We start from the raw sequence: 16,775 nt of genomic DNA, 5'->3' as shown, positions 1-16,775 counted from the left end.
GCCCCGGCCCGGCCGTGACGGGATGGGAGGGGCAACTGCGTGAAGCGCACATCGCGTGACATCCGCACCGCGAACCGCTACGAGGTGCTGCGCCAGATCATCGCCCAGTCCCCCACCTCACGGCAGACGCTGGCGGCCGCGACCGGGCTGAGCGTGGCCACGGTCGCCACCCTCGTCGGCGAACTGCTCGACCTGCGGATGATCACGGAGGTCGGCTTCGAGGACTCGGCGGGCGGCCGCCCCCGCGGCCTCGTCGCCGTCAACGCCTCGGGCGGCGCGCTGATCGGCGTCGACATGGCGGAGACGTACGTCCGGGTGGAGCTGTTCGACCTGGGGCTGAACGTGCTGGCCCGCGCGGTGGAGGACATGCGCCCCGGTGAGAGCCGCCCCGAGCAGGCGGTCGCCCATGTGGCCACGGCCGTCGGGTCGGTGGTGGCCCAGGCCGGGATCGAGGGCGCGCGGGTGCTGGGGGTCGGGGTGAGCGTGCCGGGGCAGGTGGACCGGGCCACCGGCATCGCCGAGTACGCGCCCAACTGGGACTGGCACGACGTGCCGCTGCTCGACCTGCTCTCCAGCCACATCGCCTACCCGCTCCACCTGGACAACCCGCTGCGGGCGAGCGCGGTGGCGGAGCTGTGGTTCGGGGCGGCGCGCGGACGCGAGGACGCCGTGGTGGTGAACCTCGGCACCGGGGTCGGCGCCGGTCTGGTGCTGGGCGGCGGGCTGTACCGCGGGGTGAGCAACAGCGCCGGCGAATGGGGCCACACGACGCTCGTGCTGGACGGGCGGCTGTGCCACTGCGGCAACCACGGCTGCGTCGAGACATACGTCGGCGCCCCCGGGATCATGCTCAACCTGCGCGAACTCAGCCCGCGCAGCACGCTGTTGCACCCCGAGGACCAGACGGCGACCATCGACGCCCTGACCCACGGGGTCGCCGCGGGCGACCCCGTGGCGGTCAAGGTGGTCCGCGACACGGCCCGTTACCTGGGGGCGGGCATCGCGGACCTGGTGAACCTGTACAACCCCGAAGTGGTCGTGCTCAGCAGCTGGGTCGCCAGGAAGCTGGGCGCACCGCTGCTCGACGAAGTGCGCGAGGCCGTCCGGCGGCACGCGCTGCGGCGGCCGTTCGCCGCCACCGAGATCGTCCTCTCCCCCGTCCCCACCGACCCGGTCTGCCTGGGCGCGGCCACGTTCGCGCTGGAGGGCGCCCTGCAGGCCGTGGGACAGAGGACACCGAAACGCACCACCCCCGCAAGGAGCCGTACCGCACCGCCTTCATGACGACGGAAGGGTTGCACGTGTCTCACCCCCACCGCAGCAGATCGGTCCTCCTGTCGGCCGCGGCCGCACTGGCCGTCGCCGGACCCCTGATATCAGTCCCGCCCGCCTCGGCGGCCGACGGCGCCGCCGTGGCCGCCGAGGTCTCCCCGCACGCCGCCCAGACCATCGACGACATCGGCGCCTCGGGCGCCTGGTGGGTCAACGACCTCCAGCACTTCTCCCCCAAGGTCCAGGCCCGGGTGGCGAAACTGCTCTTCTCCAAGCAGGGCCTGGACCTCAGCTCGTACCGCTACAACATCGGCGGCGGCGGGGTCGCGGTCACCACCCCGGCCCGCGCCGCCGAGGACTTCCTGAACTCCGACGGCTCCTACGACTGGAGCAGGGACAAGGGCGGTCAGACGTTCCTCAAGTACGCCGCGAAGTACGGTGTCGAGGACCTGATCGGCTTCGTCAACAGCGCGCCCGCCCAGTGGACCACCAACGGGCAGAGCTGCGGCGGCCGGCTGAAGGCGGAGAACGAGTCCGACTACGCCGACTACATCGCCGACGTCACCGACCACTTCGCCGGCCAGGGCGTGCGGCTGGACTACATCAGCCCCTTCAACGAACCGGACAACGACTTCGGTTCGTGCGGTCAGGAGGGCATGCAGGTCACCGTCGACCAACGCGACGACATCGTGCGGGCGCTCGGCGCCGAGCAGCAGGCCAGGCACCAGAAGACGTCGATCATCGCCGACGAGTCCAGCCAGACGACCCAGTTCGTCTCCGAGCTCCCGCAGTGGATCTCGCAGCCGGACACCGCGCAGTACGTCTCCGCGCTGGCGCACCACACCTACAACAACCCCAGCGACGGCCAGCTCGGCAACGTCTACGAGACGTCGAGGACGGTCGGCCAGAAGTCCTGGGCCTCGGAGATCTGCTGCTTCGGCAAGGGCTCGACCGGCTGGAACCAGGAGTACGACCCGACCATCGACAACGCCCTGCTGCTGTCCCGGATCATCTACAAGGACTTCGCGAGCGCCCACGACTCGGCCTTCCAGTGGTGGGTGGCGCTGGCCAGCGGCTACGGCACCGGCCCCTACGCCAGGAACGACGTCGGCTGGAACGACGGCCTGGTCTACTACGACCCCGACTACGCGACCGACGGCAACCAGACGCTGTACTTCACCAAGCGGTACTACGCGCTCGGCCAGTACAGCAAGTTCGTCAGGCCGGGCTCGGTCGCGCACAACGTGACCGGCGCACCGGACGGGGTCGAGGTGTCGGCGTACGACAGCGACGGCAAGTGGGTGGTCGTGGTCAACAACCAGAACACCACCGACACCCCGCTGAGTCTGCACTTCAACAACGCGACACCGGTACGGGCCAGGGAGGCGGTGCGGACATCGGCCACCGAGGACTGGGCCGACGTCGCGAAACCGTCGGTGAGCGCGGGGACGGTCTCCGCGACCCTGGCGGCCCGCTCCATCACGACGTACGTCTTCGACCAGAAGGGACATGGGAGTTCGGCCGTGACCGGCGCGCTGGCGGGCAAGCAGTCCGGCAAGTGCCTGACGGCGGACGCCTCCGGGGCCGCCATAGCCACCTGCACGGGCGCGGCGGACCAGTCGTGGTCGTACGACGCCAAGGGCACCCTGAAGGGCGCGGGCGGCTATCTGACGGCGTCGGGTTCCGGCCTGACGGCCACCGCCGGCTACACCGGTGACGCGAGCCAACGCTGGCTGCTGAACGCCAACGGGCAGATCCTCAGCGAGGCGTCCGGCAAGTGCCTGGACGTCAGCGGGCAGGCCACCGCCGACGGCAGCAAGGTGATCCTCTACAGCTGCAACAGCGGCAGCAACGAGGCCTGGGCCAGGCAGTAACCGCACCGCACCACCCCAACCGAGGGCCGCCGGCCACTCCCTGACCCGGCGGCCCTCAACTCACCCTGCTTTCCTTTCGGTTCGTCATCCCGAACCGGGTACAACGTTTCGCGCAGACTTCGTCCAACCTCTTGCCGAAGTGTTAGCCGAAGGTTAACGTCCCGCTCCGCAACGCAATTTCAGCCATCTGGTTCCGAGGTCCCACGGGCCGTACAGGCACAGCCGCACTCGACAGACAAGGACGTCAGCATGTCGGCACTCAGCAACAACAACTGGTCCCGCCGGTCTCTCTTCCGGGCGGCAGCGGGCATGGCCGCCGCCGGCACGCTGGCCGCGTGCGGCAGCAACAACGGCAGAGGCGGGGGCAGCGGGTCGGGCACCCAGCTCACCCAGATGTTCCACGCCTACGGCGAGGCGGGCGTGGAGCAGGCGGTCAAGAGGTACCCCACCGCCTACAAGTCCGCCGACGTGACCACGCAGTGGATCACCAGCTCGGACTACGAGAGCAAGCTCTTCGCCACGCTGCTCACCAAGTCCGCCCCCGACGTGTTCGAGTTCCACCCGCAGATCCAGATGGTCAAGAGCGGTCAGGTCGCCGACCTGAGCGACATCATCGACCCGGTCAAGGACGACTTCAACCCGGCCGACATCAAGTCGCACACGGTCGACGGGAAGATCTACGGCGTCCGGATGATCGACGACCCGCAGTTCTTCTTCTACCGGCCCTCACTCTTCGAGAAGGCCGGCGTGAAGGTCCCGGAGACCCTCGACGAGCTGATCGAGATCTCGGCCAAGCTCACCACCAGCAAGATGAAGGGCCTGTACCTCGGCAACGACCTGCACGCCATCATCAGCCCGCTGATCTGGTCCGCGGGCGCCGACACCCTCGACGACAAGAACCAGATCGCCTACCACACGCCCGGCGTCGTCGAGGGCCTGAAGAAGATGCGCAAGCTGTTCACCAGCGGCGACCTGCTCCTCGGCGCCCCGACCGACTACTGGGACCCGTCGGCGCTCAACCAGGGCCTGTGCGCCATCCAGTTCTGCGGTATGTGGGCGATGCCGCAGTTCCAGAAGGCACTCGGCGACGACATCGGGGTCTTCCCCTTCCCGAAGACCGTCGACTCCGGCAAGCAGTCCGTCTACAACGGCGGCTGGTCGATGTTCGTCAACGCCAAGGGCGACAACGTCGACGCGGCCAAGGAGTACGTCAAGTGGCTGTGGATCGACCAGAAGAAGGACCAGGAGGACTTCGCGACGTCGTACGGCTTCCACATCCCGCCGCGCACGTCGATCGCCGCGTCGGCCACCAAGCTCAAGTCCGGTCTGCCCGCGGAGGGCGTGAAGCTCTTCAACGAGTTCGGGCACTTCGACAACATCGGCTGGACCCAGGCGATGATCCAGGCGTCGTGGGACCTCCTCGCCAACTGTGTCCGCAAGGCCGGTGACCCGGAGAAGGCGCTCGACCAGTGCGACACGACCGTCAACCGCGAGCTGAAGAAGCTCTTCGGATAAGTCTCGGACGGACCGGACCCATGTCGACGACCACCACGCGCGACCTCGCGAACCCCGCCCCGGCGAAGGCCAGTCCGGCCAAGCCGCGGCGGGGCCTGCGGGGCAGCCGCACCTTCAACTTCTGGCTCTTCATCAGCCCCTTCCTCATCGGGCTGATCGTCTTCGTCTACGTGCCGATCGGCTGGAGTGTCTACCTCAGCTTCTTCGACGCGCGGTTCACCGTCACGCCGAGCAAGTTCATCGGCTTCGACAACTACACCTACATGCTGACGGACCCCAAGTTCACGGGGTCGCTCGTCACCTTCACCGTGTTCGCCGCGTTCATCGTGCCGACCACCTGGGCGGTGTCGCTGGGTCTCGCCCTGCTGGTCGACCGGATCCGGTTCATGCGGGCGTTCTTCCGGTCGGTGTTCTTCCTGCCGACCGCGTGCAGCTACGTCGCCGCGTCGCTGATCTGGAAGATGTCCATCTTCAGCGGGGTCCGCTTCGGCCTGCTGAACACGGTCCTCGGCTGGTTCGGGGTCGACAGCGTGGCCTGGCTGGCCTCCCCCAGCCCGCCCTGGTACTGGCTCGTCATCGTCACGCTCCGGCTGTGGCTGCAGTCCGGCTTCTACATGATCCTGTTCCTGGCGGCCCTGCAGAACATCCCGGGCGAGCTGTACGAGGCCGCCGCCATCGACGGCGCCAAGCGGGGCTGGCAGACCTTCCGGTACATCACCCTGCCGCAGCTGCGCGCCACCTCGACCGCGGTGGTCCTGCTGCTGCTCATCGCCGCGTACCAGGCCTTCGACGAGTTCTACAACCTGCTCGACAAGACCACCTGGGGCCGGCCACCGCTGGTCGAGCTGTACGCCACCGCCCTCGGTACGTCACAGGACTACGGCGCCGGCAGCGCGGGAGCCGTCATCCTGACCCTGCTGATCATCGTCGTCACCCTGTTCCAGGGCAAGATCATGGGCTTCGGAAGGGGGGACGAGTCCAAGTGACCACCACCACGCCCGACATGAACAAGACCGCGCCCACGAAGGCCAGGCGCCGACGCGGCGGCGGAGTGATGGGCAACACCGGCCTGTACATCGCCACCGGTGTCGCCACCTTCCTCTTCCTGGTCCCGTTCTACATCCTGCTCCGCAACGCCCTCACCACGGACACCGCCATCACCGGGCCGAGCTGGCAGTTCTTCCCCACGCACCTGCAGTGGGGCAACGTCAAGGAACTGTTCGACGACCCGCAGGTGGACTTCGCCCGGTCCATGTGGAACTCGCTGGTCGTCGCCGTCTCCATGACCGTCGGCATCCTGCTGGTGTGCTCGCTGGCCGGCTACGCCCTGGCCCGCATCCCCTACAAGCACGCCAACAAGATCTTCTACCTCGTCCTGGGCACCCTGATGGTCCCCACCTCGGTGACGTTCGTGCCCAGCTTCGTGCTGGTCTCCTCGCTCGGCTGGGTGGACACCTACCGGGGTCTGATCATCCCGGGCCTGTTCAGTGGTTTCACCTGCTTCCTGTTCCGGCAGTACTTCCTGGGGTTCCCGAAGGAGCTGGAGGAGGCGGCACGCGTGGACGGCCTGGGCTACTGGGGCTCGTACTGGCGCGTCGTCGTGCCCAACTCGCTGAACTTCTTCGCGGCGATCGCCACCATCACCTTCATCGGCGCCTGGAACGCCTTCCTGTGGCCCCTGGTCATCGGCCAGGACCCCGGGGCATGGACCGTCCAGGTCGTGCTGTCGTCGTACATGACCAACCAGACGGTCGTCTTCCACACCATCTTCATGGCCACCGCCATCTCCATCCTGCCGCTGGTGTTCGTCTTCCTCTTCCTCCAGCGCTGGCTGGTCCAGGGGATCGCGCAGACCGGCATCAAGGGCTGACCCGCCTCGAAAGACCTGGAGACCGATGTCTTTCCGCTCTGCCACGGCTGTCGACTACGTCGAGGACGTCTCACCCGGCTCCGGGGCCCTGCCGCCCCGCGCCTGGTATCCGGCCTCGGACGCCGCGTCCCTCTCCCTGAACGGCAGCTGGCGTTTCCGGCTGTCGCCCACGGCGGACGCCGAGGACGACGCGTTCGCCGAGCCGGGGTACGACGCCGGCGGCTGGGCGGAGGTGTCGGTCCCGGGTCACTGGGTGCTCCAGGGCCATGGCTCACCGATCTACACGAACCACCTCTACCCGTTCCCGGTCGACCCGCCCAGGGTGCCGACCGAGAACCCCACGGGTGACCACCTGCGCGCCTTCGACCTGCCGGCGGACTGGGACCTGACCGACGGCGGGACGGTCCTGCGCTTCGACGGGGTCGAGTCCTGCGCCCGCGTCTGGCTGAACGGCACGGACATCGGCGAGTTCAAGGGCTCCCGGCTGCCGCACGAGTTCGCGGTCGGGCACCTGCTGAAGCCGGCCGGCAACGTGCTCGCCGTCCGCGTCCACCAGTGGTCGGCCGGCTCCTACCTGGAGGACCAGGACCAGTGGTGGCTGCCCGGCATCTTCCGGGACGTGACCCTGCTGCACCGTCCGGCCGGGAGCGCCCTCGACTTCTTCGTGCACGCCTCCTACGACCACGTCACCGGCGCGGGCACGCTGCGCGTCGACTCCGACGTGGACGGCAGGGTCACCGTGCCGGAGCTGGGCGTCGACATCGCGACCGGCGAGCCGGTCACCGTCCCGGTCGAGGCGTGGACGGCCGAGACCCCGAGGCTGTACGACGGGGTGCTGGCCACCGAGGGCGAGCGGGTGCCGTTGCGGATCGGCTTCCGGACCGTCGTCCTCGACGACGGGCTGATCAAGGTCAACGGCAGGCCGGTCCTCTTCAAGGGCGTCAACCGGCACGAGTGGCACCCCGAGAAGGGCCGGGCCCTCGACCCGGAGACCATGCTCGCTGACGTGCTGCTGATGAAGCGGCACAACATCAACGCGGTCCGCACCTCCCACTACCCGCCGCACCCGGCCTTCCTCGACCTGTGCGACGAGTACGGGCTGTGGGTGATCGACGAGTGCGACCTGGAGACCCACGGCTTCACCGAGCAGGCCTGGCGGGACAACCCCGTCGACGACGACCGCTGGACCCCGGCCCTGCTCGACCGGGCCGCCCGGATGGTCGAGCGCGACAAGAACCATCCGTCGGTGGTGATCTGGTCCCTGGGCAACGAGGCCGGCACCGGCCGGGGCCTGACCGCGATGGCCGAGTGGATCCACGGCCGGGACGCCTCCCGGCTCGTGCACTACGAGGGTGACATCGACTGCCGTGACACGGACGTGTACTCACGGATGTACGCCGACCACGCCGAGGTCGAGCGGATCGGCCGGGGCCTGGACGGCGGCACCCACAAACGCCGTGAACTCCCTTTCATCCTCTGCGAGTACGGGCACGCCATGGGCAACGGCCCCGGTGGACTCGCCGACTACCAGCGGATCTTCGAGTCGTACGACCGGCTCCAGGGCGGCTTCATCTGGGAGTGGATCGACCACGGCATCAAGGACGACCGCTACGGCTACGCGTACGGCGGCGACTTCGGCGAGGAGCTGCACGACGCGAACTTCGTCTGCGACGGGCTGGTCTTCCCCGACCGGCGGCCCTCCCCGGGGCTGGTGGAGTACAAGAAGGTGATCGAGCCCGTCCGTATCGAGGGCGACGGCGCCACCGTCCGCGTCACCAACAGGCAGGACTTCGCCGATCTGTCCGCGCTGGACTTCGAGTGGTCGTACCAGGTCGGCGGCGAGACCGTCGAGTCGGGCCGTCTTGCCGTACCGGCCCTGGCGGCCGGTGAGTCGGCGGAGGTGAAGCTGCCGGAGCCGCCCGTCGCCACCGGCAGCGGCGAGGCGCAGTGGACGGTGCGGGCCGTGCTGGCGGCGGACACCTCCTGGGGGCGTGCGGGCCATGTGGTGGCCTGGGGTCAGCTCCCCGTCTCCGGACGGCAGGTGCCGGCCTTCGCCGCCGCCGCGGGACCGGTGGTGTCCGGCGACGGGGTGATCACCCTCGGCCCGGGCGTCTTCGACGCGCGCAGCGGTGCGCTGCGGAGCGTCGGCGCGGTGCCGGTGACCGGACTGCGGCTGGACGTGTGGCGGGCGACGACCGACAACGACGACGGCGCGGCCTGGCAGAGCGACATCCGCTACGGCACGCTGTGGCGGACGTTCGGTCTGCACCGCATGCGGCACCGCCTGGACGCGGTGGAACCGGCCGGCGGCGCCCTGACCGTGCGCACTCGGGTCGCGCCGGCCGCCTGGGAGTTCGGGCTGGTGACCGTCTACCGCTGGACCACGGACGGCGACCGCCTCCGGCTCACCGTCTCCGTCACCCCGGACGGCGACTGGACGGTGCCGCTGCCCCGGCTCGGGGTCCGTTTCGGACTGCAGGACGCCGACCGGGTGCGGTGGTTCGGCGGCGGGCCGGGCGAGGCATATCCGGACACCAGGTCGGCTTCCATGGTGGGCCGTTGGCAGTCGACGGTGGACGAGCTGCAGACGCCGTACGTCCGCCCGCAGGAGAACGGCGCCCGCGCGGACGTCCGTTGGGCGGAGCTCGGCGGGCTGCGGATCGAGGGCGACCCGGAGTTCTGGTTCACCGCCCGCCGCTGGACCACCGAGCAGCTGGACGCGGCCGCTCACCGTACCGACCTCACTCCGTCCGGCACGGTGTGGGTCAACCTGGACCACGGCCAGCACGGCATCGGCTCGCAGTCCTGCGGCCCGGGCGTCCTGCCGCAGTACCAACTGCACGCTCAGCCGGCCGAGTTCTCCTTCGTGTTCACGGACATCGGCTGATCCGCCCCACCCCGAGGGCCCCGGACCGCGCGCGGTCGGGGGCCTTCGGTGTGCTCAACGCCCGTGCCCGGCACCCCCGCAGCGGTACAGGGTGTAGCGCGAGACACGGACCGGCGAGCAGTGGCCGATGGCCCAGCGGACCAGGGCCCGGCCAGGAGTCTTCGCGCCCCGGGCCCGGTGGGTCAGGTCGGCCGCGGAGAGCAGGACGTAGCGGAGCCGGCCGGTGTCGATCAGGTGGTGGAAGGTACCGGCCGTGGGGTACGGCACACGGGCGGTGAAGCCGCCGAGCGGGAGGATGGCGGCGTTGTCCGAGAGGATGTACGGCGCCGCCATCTGCCAGCGGGGCACCGCGGCCAGGTAGCGGGCGCCGTCCCGGTGGGCGGTGAGGTAGGCGAGGACGCGCCGCTGGGGCGGGTCCAGGGCGGAGGCGCCGTTGCGGGTGGCGATGGATCCCGGGCCGATCCGGCCGAAGCCGCCCGGCTGGTTGTAGCGCAGGGAGGTCGCGGACGCGGACCAGACGGTGGGGACGACCAGGACCGCGGCCAGGGCGACGGCCAGCGCGGTCCTGCGCGGACGCGACCCGCCGACGGCGAGGAGGAGCAGCGCCGGCAGGGCCAGGACCACGGCGAGGGAGACCGACCATGTGAAGAAGCGCGGGTAGTACAGGGTGAGGGCCGCGCACCAGCCGACGTTGACGGCCAGGACCGCGCAGAGCGCGCTCCGGCGCCGCACCCGGGTCACGGCGACCGCGGCCAGGGCCGACAGGGCGACCGCCACCACGCCCATGTAGTAGGTGTGTCCGGTCACGCTGCCGAAGCTGAAGACCAGGAAGAACGTCACCAGCCAGACGCCCCACAGCAGGTAGCCCGCCAGGACGGGGTCGGTGCGCTCCGGGCGGTGGCGCCACAGCGTGTGGAGACCGGCGGCCAGGCCCAGCGCCGCCAGCGGGTACAGCCAGCCCGTCTGGCTGGCGAGCCCGGGGCTGAACATCTTCCAGACGCTGTCCCCCAACCCCGCCGACGCCCTGCCGTGCGCCCGGTCGGCGACGATGCTCCCGGTGCCGGCCGCGTCGACGCCGAGCGCGTGGAAGCGGGTCAGGAAGTTGTAGCCGACGACCAGGGCGATCGGCGAGTTGTCGGTCGTGCCGTCGAGGTAGGGGCGAGCGGCGGCCGGGGTGAGGCCGGCGGCCAGCATCCAGGACAGGGAGACCGCCAGCATGACCGTCCCGGACACGGCAAGGTCCCGGATGCGGCGGCGCACCGTGGTCGGCGCGGCCACCAGGTAGGTCACGGCCAGCGCGGGCAGCACCGCCCAGGCCTCCAGCATCTTGCACTGGAAGGCCACCCCGACCCAGACACCGGCCAGGACGAGAGGGCGCAGCCGGGCGCGGGCGGTGGCCCGCTGGGTGGCCTCGGCGGCCAGCAGCAACAGCAGGACGAACGGGGCGTCCTCGGTGACGGAGCGACCGAGGCCCACGGTCACCGGGGTGAGGGTGAGGAAGGCGGCGGCCAGCAGCCCGGCGGGTACGCCGGCCCAGCGTCGTACCACCACGTGCAGCAGGACCACCGAGGCCACGCCCTCCAGGGCCTGCGGGACCACCAGGGACCACGGGTGGAAGCCGAGCACCAGCGCGGCCAGGGCCTGCGGCCACAGGAAGCCGGGCAGCTTGTCCAGGGTGATGGAGTTGCCCGGGTCGAAGGAGCCGTAGAGGAAGGCGACCGGGTTGTCGGTCATGCTGCGGACCGCGCTCGCGTAGAACGAGTGGTACGCGCTGTGCCAGATGCCCCAGAAGAAGAGCAGCGCGGCGACGGCGGCGATGCCGGCGAGGATCGGGCGCTCGTAGCGCTGGATACGGCTCCGCGCCGGGGCCGGCGGTGGTGGCGCCCCCTCGGCACGGACGAGCGGCTCGGCGCTGACAGGGCTCGGCATCGCGGACGGCCTCCAGGACTCCCGGTGTCCAGGGCTTCCAGAACGCCCCGGACTGCTACGGCCTGTAGGACGACTGGATCTCGATGAACGTCACGTCCGGAATGTCAAGGAACATTCAGGATGTTCGTGAGTATCAGCCGTGAAAGCCGTAGGAATCCTGAACCCTGTCTGTGTCTCACCGGCCTCTCACCGCAAGCTCACCCGGCACCGGTTCAGCGGGCCGGCCGCCCGGCGTGCTGGGCCGCGAGGCGCACCGGCGCGTTCTGGGCGCCGTATCCGCGGTACCCCGGTCCCCGCTCGACCAGTTCGAAGAACACCCGTCCCACCGTCCGTGTGTAGCAGTGCCGGAAGACACCGCCCGCGTCCCGGTCATAGAGGATGCCGAGGTCGCGGTACGTGTCCAGCTCGCCGTCGGCGAACTCGTACCGGGCCGCGAGGTCGTCGTGGTAGTTGGCGGGGATGGGCAGCAGACCGCCGCCGGCCGCACGGAAGGCCCGGGCCGCGGCGACCACGTCCTGGACGGCCAGGGCGATGTGCTGGGCGTGCAGGGTGTCGTCGGCCGGGGCCGCGCCGACGCCGAGGGCGATCCGGACGCTGCCGTCGGCGTTGGTGACGGCGCGGGAGCGCAGCAGCCCGTAGGGGTCGGCGACGTCGACGCTGTCCTGGGCGTGCAGGCCGAGAACGCTGTGGTGGAAGAGGGCCGCCTCGTCGTACTGGTGCCAGGGCTGGGTGAGCGCGAGGTGGTCGATGTGCGCCGGACCCGGCGCCGGTTCATGCGGCACCTCGGCGAAGTCGGCCCGCCAGTCGGGGAGTTCGGCGTCGCGGCCGGTGCCGCAGAAGAACAGTTCGGTGCCGTCGGGGGCGGCGACCGCGTCGAGCGGGGCGTCCTCAGGGGCACGGCGGCGAGGCAGTACGGGGGCGAGCAGGGCCTCGGCGCGGCGGGCGGCGGCCCGCGGGTCGGGTGACTCCAGACCGATCGCGGCGAGCCCGGTGCCGTCGCGGCGGACGGCGGGACCGGTGTTGACCAGGATCCGTGCCTCGCCGCGTTCCCACAGGTCGACGGGCTTGCTCCGATGACGCGCGGTCCGGGCGAAGCCCAGGGCGCCGAGCAGCGCCGAGACGGGTTCGGCGTCCGGCGTGACGAGTTCGGCGAACGCGACTCCCGTCGGTACGACCGGCGGGGGCAACTCCGCCGTGCCGACGGCCTCTTGCAGTATCAGCAGCGAGCGGTGCGCGTCGACGGCGGTCGGGCCGGCCTCGGCCTGCCGGAAGACGTCGTTGAAGACCTCCAGGGAGAGCGGCCCGTCGTACCCGGTCCGCAGCACATGGCGGACGAGCCCGGCCACGTCGAAGCCGCCCTGGCCCGGGAAGCAGCGATAGTGCCGGCTCCACTGGAGCACGTCCATGGCGAGCAGCGGGGCGTCGGCCAGCTGCAGGAAGAAGATCTTCTCGCCGGGGATGTCCTCGATGCCCTTCGGATCGGAGCCCCGGGAGAGGATGTGGAAGCTGTCGAGGCAGGTCCCGAGGGCGGGATGCCCGGCCGCCTCGACGATCCGCCAGGCATGGCCGTACGTGCTGACGTGCCGCCCCCAGGCGAGCGCCTCGTAGGCGACACGGATACCGAAGTCCCGGGCGAGCGAGGCCAGCTGGGAGAGCTGCGCGGCTGCGAGATCGTCGTCGTCGATCGCGGCCGGGGAAACGGAGGAACAGACGAGAACGGTGTCGGCCCCCAGGTCCCGCATGAGCTCGAACTTGTGCCGGGCGCGCCGCAGATTGCGCGCGAACTCGTCGGCGGGGACGGATTCGATGTCCCGCATGGGCTGATAGAGGTCGATGGTCAGCCCCAGATCGGCGCACCGAGCCCGTATCTCGCGGGGCGGGAGCGGGCTGGCGAGCAGATCGTTCTCAAAGATCTCGACCCCGTCGAACCCGGCCCGGGAAGCTGCGGTCAGCTTCTCGGTGAGCGACCCACTGAGCGAGACGGTGGCAATAGAAGTACGCATAACCCTTTTCCTCACCTGCACTACAGCGCCCCGTCAGGGGGGCGGGTCTGCATTGACGTGCGGCTGCCGCCGCGTGGGCGCGACAAGCCACATCCGGCCCGCATCCGTCACACGACCTGCCCCGCCGAGCTCTCCGCCAACTCCCCGATGTCGGCAAGCATCCGCGAGGCATCCGCCTCCCTCCCGGTGAACAACCGAAACGCGTCCGCGGCCTGGAACACGGCCATCCCACCCCCGTCCAGCACCGCACACCCCGACGCCCTCGCGGTCCGCACCAGTTCCGTCTCCAGCGGCCGGTACACCACTTCCGCCACCCACAACCCGGGCCGCAGCAACTCCGCGGGCACCGGCAGCCCCGGATGCGCGGCCATCCCCGTCGGCGTCGCGTGCACCAGCCCGTCCGCTCCGGCCAGCAGTTCCGGCAGCCGATCCAGGCCCGCGGCCACCGCGCGCCCCGCGCCGAAGTACCGGTTCAGGGAACCCGCGAGATCGACGGCCCGGTCGGGCACGGCGTCCACGACAGTGACCCGCTCGGCCCCCAGCGTGAGCGTCGCGTGCGCGACGGCGGCCCCGGCGCCCCCGGCACCGAGCTGCACGACGCTCTCCAGCGAAGCGTCCCGCAGCCCCCGCGCGAACGACGCCGCGAACCCGGTCACGTCCGTGTTGTGGCCGACCGCCCTTCCGTCGGCCTCGAAGACCACCGTGTTGACCGCGCCGAGCGCCTCGGCCTGCGGGGCGAGCGCGTCCAGGTGCTCGATGACCAGCTGCTTGCAGGGGTGCGTGATGTTCAGCCCGTCGAAGCCGAGGTCCCGCGCACCCCGCAGCAGGTCCCCCACGGCCTCGGGCGCCACGCCCAGCACGTCGATGTCGATCAGCCGGTACAGGTACCGGAGCCCCTGCCGGCCGGCCTCACGTTCGTGCAGGGCCGGACTGAGCGACGGGCCGATACCGGAACCGATCAGACCGACGAGATACGAGTCCTTGGCCACGTGGCCCTCCAGAGCGGCATCGCTAATGTACGAACTAGTACGTTAGCTATAGCACCCGGGGTGACAGCCTGGGAAGACCTCGCCGGGACCGCCGCCGCCACGGGCTTCTACAATCTCCGGCACCGGCTGTCCCCCGCAGGAAACCCGATAGGAACCCGATGACCAGCGTCGACGAACCGGCACAGACCAACGGGCGGCTCCGCGACGCCGCCCGCACCCAGGCCGAGATCCTCGACGTGGCCACGCAGGAGTTCGCCCGGGCCGGCTACGACGGGGCCCGCGTCGACGAGATCGCGGCCCGCACCCGTACCACGAAGCGGATGATCTACTACTACTTCGGCGGCAAGGAACAGCTGTTCACGGCGGTCCTGGAGCGCGCGTACGGGGTGATCCGCGAGGCCGAGCAGCAGCTGGACGTGGAGCACCTGGACCCGGTCGCGGCCATCCGCCGGCTAGCCGAGCTGACCTTCGACCACCATGAGCAGCACCCGGACTTCATCCGTCTGGTCAGCATCGAGAACATCCACGGCGCCCAGCACATCGCGGCCTCCGCGAAGCTCGGCAGGATCGGCTCGCCGGCGCTCGGGGTCATCCGCCGGATCCTGGCCGCCGGGCAGGAGTCCGGCCTGTTCACGGCCGACGTCGACGCCGTCGACCTGCACGCGATGATCAGTTCGTTCTGCTTCTTCCGGGTGGCGAACCGGCACACCTTCGGCGTCCTCTTCGGCCGCGACCTCGTGGACCCGGCGCAGCGCGCGCACTACCGGGCCATGCTCGGCGACATGGTGATCGCCTACCTGACCGCGGAGCGCACGGCGGACTGAGCGCGCCCGGGGGCGGACACCGAGCGGGTCCGGCCCGACCTCTTGACACCGGGGAAACGCGAGCGCAACATCCGTACCCATCGCTACTAACTATCCAGTGGGTTAATTAGCACTCGACCCCTGGTCCGCCGACCCCGTCATCCCTGGGAAACCGGCCTTCTCCCCCGCCGCTCACTCCGCTTACGTTGGAGTTCCCCGAAGGAGCACCGCCGTGTCCGTCCCCGCCCAGTCCGCCGCCACCGCCGTACCACCCGGTGGCCAGCCGAGGAAGGCCGCCCTGGCCGCCTGGATCGGCAGCGCCCTGGAGTACTACGACTTCTTCATCTACGGCAGCGCGGCCGCGCTGATCTTCCCGAAGGTCTTCTTCGACGAGTCGGACCCGGCCACCGCGACCCTGCTCTCGCTGGCCACCTTCGGTGTCGCGTACGCGGCCCGTCCGGTCGGCGCGCTGTTCCTCGGACACTTCGGGGACCGGATCGGCCGTAAGAAGATCATGGTCTTCACGCTGCTGCTGATGGGCCTGTCGACGTTCCTGATCGGCTGTCTGCCGACCCGTGCCCAGGTCGGCGGCCTGGCCCCGGTGCTGCTGGTGCTGTGCCGGGTGCTCCAGGGCATCTCGGCCGCGGGTGAGCAGGCCAGTGCCAGTTCGATGAGCCTGGAACACGCGCCGCCGAACCGGCGCGGCTTCTTCACCAGTTTCACGCTCAGCGGCACCCAGGGCGGTCAGCTGATCGCCACCCTGGTCTTCATCGCGGTCTCCCAGCTGCCCGAGGACCAGCTGATGTCCTGGGGCTGGCGGGTGCCGTTCTGGCTGAGTGTCGCGGTTGCCGTGGCCGGCTGGTTCATCCGGCGCAGGCTCCAGGAGACCCCGGCCTTCACCCGGCAGGCGGCGAGCGAGGGTGTCGTACGGCTGCCGCTGGTGACGCTGCTGCGGCATCACTGGGCGGACGTGCTGCGGGTGATCGGGGGCGCGCTGATCGCCTCGGTGAGCACGATCTTCACGGTATGGGCGCTGGCGTACGCGACGAGCGACGCGGTCGGGATGTCCAAGACGTCGATGCTCTGGGTGGGCGCGCTGGCGAACCTGGTGGCGCTGGGCGCGATCCCGGCGTGGGCGACGCTCTCGGACCGGATCGGCCGGCGCCCGGTGTACCTGATCGGGGCGGTGGGCAGCGCGCTGGCGATGTTCGGCTACCTGTGGGCGATCTCCACCGGCTCCTATCCGCTGATCATGCTCCTCGGGATCGTCGCCTTCGGTGTCGTCTACAGCGCGGCGAACGGGGTCTGGCCGTCCTTCTACGGAGAGATGTTCTCGACCCGGGTGCGGCTGTCGGGCATGGCGATCGGCACCCAGATCGGGTTCGCGGTGGCCGGGTTCGCGGTGACCTTCGCGGCGCAGATCGCCGGTCCGGGCGGCGACGACTGGTCGGCGGTGGCACTGTTCACGGCCGCGCTGTGCGTGCCGCCGGTGATCGCGGCGCTGTCGGCCCGCGAGACCCACACGGTGGCGACCGAGCTGCTCGGCGAGCGTCCGGGCGCGGAGGCGGCGCGGCCGGAGACGGTGACGGCCTGACCGCTCGCCAAGGGTCCCCCCGGAGCTCCGGGGGGACCC

11 protein-coding genes are annotated in these 16,775 nt (G+C 70.4%); 8 read left to right on the top strand and 3 right to left on the bottom strand.

From position 1 onward, the window contains the following. The first annotated feature begins 39 nt into the window (after window positions 1-39). The 6 genes from OHB00_RS42850 to OHB00_RS42825 all read left to right on the top strand — a co-directional run bounded on the left by OHB00_RS42850 (window position 40) and on the right by OHB00_RS42825 (window position 9,418). Window positions 40-1,284, top strand: a complete 1,245-nt coding sequence (locus OHB00_RS42850) for an ROK family protein (protein ID WP_406443273.1) — start codon at window positions 40-42, stop codon at window positions 1,282-1,284. Continuing rightward, window positions 1,281-3,146, top strand: a complete 1,866-nt coding sequence (locus tag OHB00_RS42845) for a glycoside hydrolase (RefSeq protein WP_406443271.1) — start codon at window positions 1,281-1,283, stop codon at window positions 3,144-3,146. Before OHB00_RS42850 ends, OHB00_RS42845 begins: the two co-directional genes overlap by 4 nt. A 249-nt stretch (window positions 3,147-3,395) precedes the next feature. After that, window positions 3,396-4,661 carry an ABC transporter substrate-binding protein gene (locus OHB00_RS42840; RefSeq protein ID WP_406443270.1) on the top strand — a complete coding sequence of 422 codons (1,266 nt, stop codon included), beginning with the start codon at window positions 3,396-3,398 and terminating at the stop codon, window positions 4,659-4,661. 20 nt (window positions 4,662-4,681) lie between these two features. After that, complete coding sequence (locus tag OHB00_RS42835) at window positions 4,682-5,647, top strand: carbohydrate ABC transporter permease (protein WP_406443268.1); 966 nt, start codon at window positions 4,682-4,684, stop codon at window positions 5,645-5,647. Beyond that, window positions 5,644-6,531 carry a carbohydrate ABC transporter permease gene (locus OHB00_RS42830; RefSeq protein WP_406443266.1) on the top strand — a complete coding sequence of 296 codons (888 nt, stop codon included), beginning with the start codon at window positions 5,644-5,646 and terminating at the stop codon, window positions 6,529-6,531. Before OHB00_RS42835 ends, OHB00_RS42830 begins: the two co-directional genes overlap by 4 nt. Window positions 6,532-6,556: 25 nt before the next feature. After that, window positions 6,557-9,418, top strand: coding sequence for a glycoside hydrolase family 2 TIM barrel-domain containing protein (locus tag OHB00_RS42825; protein WP_406443264.1), 2,862 nt, complete (start codon window positions 6,557-6,559; stop codon window positions 9,416-9,418). Between the two features lie 54 nt (window positions 9,419-9,472). On the opposite strand, the gene OHB00_RS42820 is transcribed toward OHB00_RS42825, so the two are convergent. The 3 genes from OHB00_RS42820 to OHB00_RS42810 form a co-directional block, all read right to left on the bottom strand. Then, window positions 9,473-11,347 (bottom strand): ArnT family glycosyltransferase, encoded by a 1,875-nt coding sequence (locus tag OHB00_RS42820; protein WP_406443262.1) that lies wholly within the window; start codon window positions 11,345-11,347, stop codon window positions 9,473-9,475. A gap of 212 nt (window positions 11,348-11,559) precedes the next feature. Then, the gene (locus OHB00_RS42815) at window positions 11,560-13,350 is read right to left on the bottom strand and encodes a bifunctional sugar phosphate isomerase/epimerase/4-hydroxyphenylpyruvate dioxygenase family protein (RefSeq protein WP_406443261.1); all 1,791 of its coding nucleotides are present in this window, start codon (window positions 13,348-13,350) and stop codon (window positions 11,560-11,562) included. Window positions 13,351-13,457: 107 nt separating this feature from the next. After that, the gene (locus OHB00_RS42810) at window positions 13,458-14,339 is read right to left on the bottom strand and encodes a shikimate dehydrogenase (RefSeq protein WP_406443260.1); all 882 of its coding nucleotides are present in this window, start codon (window positions 14,337-14,339) and stop codon (window positions 13,458-13,460) included. A gap of 158 nt (window positions 14,340-14,497) precedes the next feature. On the opposite strand from OHB00_RS42810, the gene OHB00_RS42805 reads away from it, so the two are divergent. Further along, on the top strand, window positions 14,498-15,163 hold the full coding sequence (locus tag OHB00_RS42805) for a TetR/AcrR family transcriptional regulator (protein WP_406443258.1): 666 nt from the start codon (window positions 14,498-14,500) through the stop codon (window positions 15,161-15,163). A 211-nt stretch (window positions 15,164-15,374) separates the two neighbouring features. After that, window positions 15,375-16,736 (top strand): MFS transporter, encoded by a 1,362-nt coding sequence (locus OHB00_RS42800; protein ID WP_406443256.1) that lies wholly within the window; start codon window positions 15,375-15,377, stop codon window positions 16,734-16,736. Window positions 16,737-16,775: the final 39 nt, after the last annotated feature.

The organism is Streptomyces sp. NBC_00631 (genome assembly GCF_045206895.1).
In the GTDB taxonomy this organism is placed as follows: domain Bacteria; phylum Actinomycetota; class Actinomycetes; order Streptomycetales; family Streptomycetaceae; genus Streptomyces.
The sequence above is the reverse complement of the archived record's forward strand: the minus strand, read 5'-3'. Positions and strand labels throughout refer to the sequence as shown.

Coding starts and splice junctions, on each gene's coding strand:
- OHB00_RS42845 (WP_406443271.1), top strand. CDS start 1,281: ATGACGACGGAAGGGTTGCACGTGTCTCACCCCCACCGCAGCAGATCG.
- OHB00_RS42840 (WP_406443270.1), top strand. CDS start 3,396: ATGTCGGCACTCAGCAACAACAACTGGTCCCGCCGGTCTCTCTTCCGG.
- OHB00_RS42835 (WP_406443268.1), top strand. CDS start 4,682: ATGTCGACGACCACCACGCGCGACCTCGCGAACCCCGCCCCGGCGAAG.
- OHB00_RS42825 (WP_406443264.1), top strand. CDS start 6,557: ATGTCTTTCCGCTCTGCCACGGCTGTCGACTACGTCGAGGACGTCTCA.
- OHB00_RS42820 (WP_406443262.1), bottom strand. CDS start 11,347: ATGCCGAGCCCTGTCAGCGCCGAGCCGCTCGTCCGTGCCGAGGGGGCG.
- OHB00_RS42815 (WP_406443261.1), bottom strand. CDS start 13,350: ATGCGTACTTCTATTGCCACCGTCTCGCTCAGTGGGTCGCTCACCGAG.
- OHB00_RS42805 (WP_406443258.1), top strand. CDS start 14,498: ATGACCAGCGTCGACGAACCGGCACAGACCAACGGGCGGCTCCGCGAC.